Genomic DNA, 6,000 nt, shown 5'->3' with positions numbered 1-6,000 from the left:
ACGGACACCCTTGCTCTTGGCTAACCTCTACTTCTGTCTTCGGGGTTCGGGACTTGCACCCTATAGTTCATACGCATGCCGGGCGCACATAAAAGTAGGCTACTTCATCTAAAGTAGCCTACTAAACTTTTATTTATCCAGTTTAAAGGTGATATCGCCAACGCCGATTTCTGAGTTGACTTCTAGCACGACATCAGCATTTTCATAGGATTCGTTGACATAGACGCCTTTGCCTTTGGAAATTAAGCCTTCTATACTCGAAGAACCTATTCCTTCTTCTGTTGTTAGTTTTACCCCAACCGTTGATGGTAAAATGACAGTAGCCGCACCAACGCCTGTTTCAATGTTCGTTTCGAAGCTTTTTTTCCAATCGCCGCCTAAATCCACAAGTAAATCACCGACGCCCGTTTCAATATCTAATTTTTCCAGTTGCAGCCCTTGTAAATCAAGTTCTGCCGTCGACGCACCGGTTTCAATGGAGAGATCCATTGGAATATCTTCATTTAATTCGATATCCCATGTATTTTTCATTTTTCCAAGACGGATGTTCGTTGAGCCCTTATGTTCAATCTCTATTTTTCCTGTCTTACCATGCAAGTCATAATGTACTTTTGGTGCCAATTTTTTAATATTATATTGAGCAGTACCTTCAACCCAATCCTTGGCGCCTTTTTTAACAGTCAATTCTCCAACTCCAAGATTTACATCAACCTCTAACTTTTCTGCTTTATCCTTTTCTACGAGGATCTCTTCATCTCGGGTCTTATCTGGGAACACTGAGTTGCACCCCGATATAAGCAATAACGAAGCACCCATTATTAAACCAATTCCGATCATTTTTTTCAATTTTATTTCCTCCCACTATATAATTTACCAATAAATTCATTATATAGGAATATCCAATAATAAAAACGACCCTCCGCTTTAACTTCGTCTAAGACCTGAGACGTAGTGAAGACTCATTCAATATGAGAAAATATCTGAAGATTTGTAGGGAGAATAATGATTTCCTTCATGATCATAAGCCTCGAATTGCTAGCTTTGAAGGAATGACAGTGAGGAATGAAGAAAATCCCCACTGATTGCTTTACTTATGTTCTACGCATATATGCTTTCACTGTTAGTGGCGCAAAGATGACGACAACCACAGCCGCTCCAATGAGAGAAGCCGATAAATCCCAACCTATCGTTCCTGAATTCGTCAGCTCTCTGACAGCCGTTACGAGATGTGAAATCGGATTAATTTTCACAAACCATTGTAGGAAATCTGGCAAGGTCTCGGCTGGCACAAAAGCGTTTGAAAGAAATGTCAGTGGAAACAGTACGAGCATAGAAATCCCCTGAACACTCGAAGCTGTCCGTGCAATGACACCAAAGAAGGCAAAGATCCAGCTTATAGCCCACGCACATACAATCACTAAAAGTCCAGCGAGTACCACGTAACCCACTCCACCTTCTGGTCGATAGCCCATGATATATCCCATTGAAAAAGTGAGCACAGTTGCAATGGTATAGCGAATCGTATCCGCCAACAGGGCCCCCGCTAGTGGCGCAATGCGTGCAATTGGCAGTGACTTAAATCGGTCGAACACCCCTTTATCCATATCCTCCCTTAGCTGAACGCCTGTGACAATTGAAGTCGTGATGACAGTCTGCACGAGAATGCCTGGAATGATGACAGGCAAATAGCTTTGCACATCTCCAGAAATCGCCCCACCAAAAATGTAGGTAAACATTAGCGTAAAAATGATCGGCTGAAGTGTTACATCGAACAATTGCTCCGGTGTGCGTCGTATTTTTAATACACCCCGATAAGCCATCGTTAACGAATTTCTTACAGATTGATTGATACTTGGTGTGTGTAGCAATGGACGTCCAGTAAGTGATTTTATAGTATTACTTTTCATATTGTTTCCTCCTCTAGTTGGAGAGCATTCTCTTTTGCGCCATGACCAGTGATTGTCAAAAATACTTCATCTAGGGTCGGTTTTTGTACGCTAAACTCGTCAAGCTGAATTCCTTTTTGACGGAGTGCAATCAGTAAATCCGTCACTCGGTCAACATCTGCCATCGGAGCAGTAATTTTCCCGATTTCCTGTGAAATAGTTGTTTTTACTTGAAGTATTTGCTCTACGGTTTCACGAGCAGCTATCATCTCTTGTGAATTTTGAATGCTTAAATGTAAAGATGAAGTACCAACAGATGCTTTTAGCTCATCGACCGTCCCTTCCGCAACAACGCGCCCATGATCAATAACCGCAAGTCGGTCTGCCAGCTCATCGACCTCTTGCAGATACTGTGTCGTTAACAGGACAGTTGATCCTGTATCTACTAAGCGACGAATCGTATCCCACATTTGATTACGTGTTCGTGGATCTAGTCCCGTCGTCGGCTCATCTAAGAAAATCAACGGTGGCTGAGCGATTAGACTCGCTGCTAGATCCAAGCGACGACGCATACCACCAGAGAAATTTTTCAAAGGGCGTTTCGCTGCTTCTGTTAAACCGAATTCTTCCAATAATTCTGCTGCCTTATTTCGGGCTTCTGTTCGTCCTAGTCCTAGCAAACGTGAGAAGATAATCAAATTTTCTGTTGCACTAAGTGATTCATCAACTGAAGCATATTGACCTGTGACGCCAATCAATTGCCGCACAATATGTGGCTCTTTCACGATGTCATAGCCAAATATTCGTGACGATCCAGCATCTGCTCGCAGAAGAGTTGCGAGCATTCTGATAGTAGTCGTCTTTCCCGCCCCGTTAGGACCAAGCACACCATAGATCGTGCCAGCACGTACGTTCAGATCCACACCATCAACAGCGCGATTTTCTCCAAAATGTTTGACGAGACCTTGCGCTTCAATGGCCCATTCACGATTTACCAACAAGCTTTCCATTCTATTCATATCGCTCATTGTATTTCCTCCTTTATCAATTCCCATCGTTGCATTTTTTGTAGATGGCAATTACTTTTCTAAACGGATAATACAACAAATATATGAACCGAATGTGAACTGCACTATTTCCTGACGTTTTTTTGCGTAGCCCTATGTAAATTTACTGCACCGAGTGCGACAACTAGTGCCACTATATTCATCGCCACCTGATAGCTCGACAAAAGAGTGACCATCAAGCCGTATAAGGATGGCGCAATGACAATAAATAGCTGATTTAATGTTAAGGCTGCACTTACCGTTAAGCCGACATAATGTGGATTTGATTGCTCCGTCACACATGCGATAAATAAGGAATACCAGCCAAGTGCTATAAAGCCTAAACAAAAACAAAATAATAACATCAACATTTTCGCATGTAGCATAAACGGTAGCATGACCGTCAAAATAACTGCACTAGCCATCACGATTACTAATAAGCGCTCTCGCTTACGTGCAAAAAAACGATCACTAATCCAGGCAATAGCGACCCTGCCAATCATCCCACCTATTAATACAACGCTTAAATAGTGCCCAGCCTCTGCTAAGGAATACCCACCTTCTTGATGTAAATAACTCATCAAATGCGCGATAAGGATCATTTGTAAGGTCATCATGACGATGCCAACAATATAAATTGGATATAGAGCTTTGTTATTTTTAATGGAGTTTATTTTCTCTTTAAACGTTACAGTTGTTGCCGCTACTTTCACACGATGTTTAGGTTCCTGATAAATTAGTAAAAATAGTAGGCCTCCAGCAATCGCCACAATGCCTTGTATCAGATGAACCGATGACAGCTGATAATGATTGTACATATAAGTGAGGATAGCTGAGGCTAAGGCGCCACCAATTGGAATACCTGTTTGTCGAATGCCAATCGCTAGCCCTCGATGTTTGTCAGGAAACCATTTGACAATGGCCGTACTGCCCCCTGTTTGCGCACTTCCATACCATATCCCCACGACTAGTAAGACCAATAGCAACACCGTATAGTTATTCACCATCATGAGTAGTAACGCGGAAAGCCCCAATAAAATAGAGCCCCAGCCAATGATTTGCTTCTCTCCTTTTTTATCCATCAAATAGCCGAACACCATCATCGAAAAAATGGGCCCGATATTAACGGCAGAAACAATGAACCCTGTTTGTAAAGATGATAAATTCCATTCAATCTGATAAAATGTGGCAATCGGCCCCATGCCGTACGTTACAAATGTAGCCGCAGTTTGGGAAAGCGTAGCCACTAATAAGATCACCCATTTATAATATGTATTCATAAAAAACTCCTCCAATAGCATGACACTCATTCATTTTACTTACCTAGAGTTTACGCGTGCCCTCAGAATGCGTAAAATGGAGGAAAATGATAGTGGCTATCAAAAAATTTAATAGGTGTGTGAAAGACGACATGAACATAGAAGAAATTGCCTTGAAAATTGAACTATTGGAGAGGCAAAATTTAAGTAAATCCGCAGAAATGACGAATTATACGCAATCTGCCTTAACGTCTAAAGTGAAAAAAATGGAGGCTGAAATTGGACAAGAGGTGTTTAAGCGGACACCACAGGGCTTAAAGATTACAGATGTAGGTATCCAATATTTACATTTTTTAAAGCTCATTACACAGGAGTATGAGGAATTTTTACAAGCCGTTGGACCAAAACAAACTACATTAAATTTTGGTACTTCCCATACAACTATCAAAATTTATGGCGCATCCATCATGAATGCCTTACAGACCAACGATATTCCGATAGATGTAGACTTCACGGTAGAATCCAGTACTTCGATAAATCAAAAAGTCCACAATGCCGAAATGGATTGTGCCCTAACAAGTAACCCAATTAAACACTATACAGATTTAAACTATGACATTCTGGCGAAGGAAACATTTGAAGTCATTTCGAACAATACCCATATTATTCGTTTTGAGGAATGTTCACCTGTTACCTTGCTTGTGCTAAGTAAGGGCTGTATGTATACACGGGCTATGGCAGAGTGGCTTAAAAACAATCAAGTTCCTTTTACAATGAAAGAAATAAAATCGGTGAGTAGTATTCTAGATTTTCTACAAATAGACAATACGATTGCGGTGTTAAATACAAAATTATTGGATCTTTATAACTATACCAATATTCATTGCTATGATTTGCAGCAGCTCAATAAAACAATCGAAACAGTTTATATTTATAAGAAGAACGAAAGTGAACAATCACCTATTCTTCACTTAAAAAAGGTAATAGAATCCTTGCTCGAAGACTCTATTGAACAAAGCTAGTTCAATAGGGTCTTCATTTATCGATAGGCTGTTTTCGTATAGATTGTTGTTGTTAATACATAAAGACCAAGTTGATTCTACACATTTTGTAGATTAACTTGGTCTTTAGTAAATCCTTCATTTTTTTCTGTTATATTTTTTAATTATAGTAGCTAAAATGGCAAGAAGAAACACGATAAGACTATTGATTAGCAAATAGTAGGCAAGATTCAACCCATAGAACACTGCAAAAGCATCATGAATAATAAATAGTGCTAGTATAACTCCCATTCCACCAAATGCACCTGCTAGTAATAATATTATGAAAGCAGCAAAATATAAACTTTTCTTTTTTTTGAAGAATACAAAGCCAATCATATTTGCAATAACAATAAAAAAGATCATAGATATTAGGAAAAAATTTTCATTCATTTAACTTCCTCTTTTCAAAAGTGATTTTACTGATTGGAATTACTATTACACTCTTTTTCTTAATCATTTGTAATCCTTCCTGTTAAGCCCGTTAGTCAGCATTAGTTCATTAATTCTTTATTTTCCTTTATGTAGAACCTTCAAATAAAGCAAGAAGGAAATTAGCAATAATATTGCATAAAACCAAATTGAACGATACCAAACATTCTTAAATTCCACCCAAAAACCCCTTCCACCTAGTTCTGGAGGCAAGGCTGAATAAATTGACACTTCAATATAAAACATTAAACTGAAAAATAAAAATAAAGGAAGAAAAAATACCCACACCAAAAGATTCGATTTCATAAAAGTCTCCTTCAATTTCGCTAATAACAGT

The 6,000-nt window shown here is 39.3% G+C and carries 6 protein-coding genes; 1 reads left to right on the top strand and 5 read right to left on the bottom strand.

Annotated elements, in window-relative coordinates; translation table 11 throughout:
- Window positions 1-129: 129 nt before the first annotated feature.
- The 4 genes from ACIQXF_RS13880 to ACIQXF_RS13865 all read right to left on the bottom strand — a co-directional run bounded on the left by ACIQXF_RS13880 (window position 130) and on the right by ACIQXF_RS13865 (window position 4,212).
- Complete coding sequence (locus tag ACIQXF_RS13880; protein WP_402783712.1) at window positions 130-837, bottom strand: toast rack family protein; 708 nt, start codon at window positions 835-837, stop codon at window positions 130-132.
- Window positions 838-1,091: 254 nt separating this feature from the next.
- Window positions 1,092-1,907, bottom strand: coding sequence for an ABC transporter permease (locus ACIQXF_RS13875; RefSeq protein WP_402783707.1), 816 nt, complete (start codon window positions 1,905-1,907; stop codon window positions 1,092-1,094).
- Window positions 1,904-2,905 (bottom strand): ATP-binding cassette domain-containing protein, encoded by a 1,002-nt coding sequence (locus ACIQXF_RS13870; protein WP_402783711.1) that lies wholly within the window; start codon window positions 2,903-2,905, stop codon window positions 1,904-1,906. The genes ACIQXF_RS13875 and ACIQXF_RS13870 overlap by 4 nt, the downstream gene beginning before the upstream one ends.
- A gap of 113 nt (window positions 2,906-3,018) precedes the next feature.
- Window positions 3,019-4,212 carry an MFS transporter gene (locus ACIQXF_RS13865; RefSeq protein ID WP_402783706.1) on the bottom strand — a complete coding sequence of 398 codons (1,194 nt, stop codon included), beginning with the start codon at window positions 4,210-4,212 and terminating at the stop codon, window positions 3,019-3,021.
- A 92-nt stretch (window positions 4,213-4,304) separates the two neighbouring features.
- Here ACIQXF_RS13865 and ACIQXF_RS13860 point away from each other — a divergent pair, with 92 nt between their 5' ends.
- Window positions 4,305-5,213, top strand: a complete 909-nt coding sequence (locus ACIQXF_RS13860) for a LysR family transcriptional regulator (RefSeq protein WP_402783705.1) — start codon at window positions 4,305-4,307, stop codon at window positions 5,211-5,213.
- Window positions 5,214-5,330: 117 nt separating this feature from the next.
- Here ACIQXF_RS13860 and ACIQXF_RS13855 read toward each other — a convergent pair whose 3' ends face one another.
- On the bottom strand, window positions 5,331-5,624 hold the full coding sequence (locus ACIQXF_RS13855) for a 3-isopropylmalate dehydrogenase (protein WP_402783704.1): 294 nt from the start codon (window positions 5,622-5,624) through the stop codon (window positions 5,331-5,333).
- Between the last annotated feature and the right edge of the window lie 376 nt (window positions 5,625-6,000).

Source organism: Lysinibacillus sp. NPDC097231, from assembly GCF_044761885.1.
Taxonomy (GTDB): Bacteria; Bacillota; Bacilli; order Bacillales_A; family Planococcaceae; genus Lysinibacillus.
This window is presented reverse-complemented; position numbering and strand designations above follow the sequence as displayed.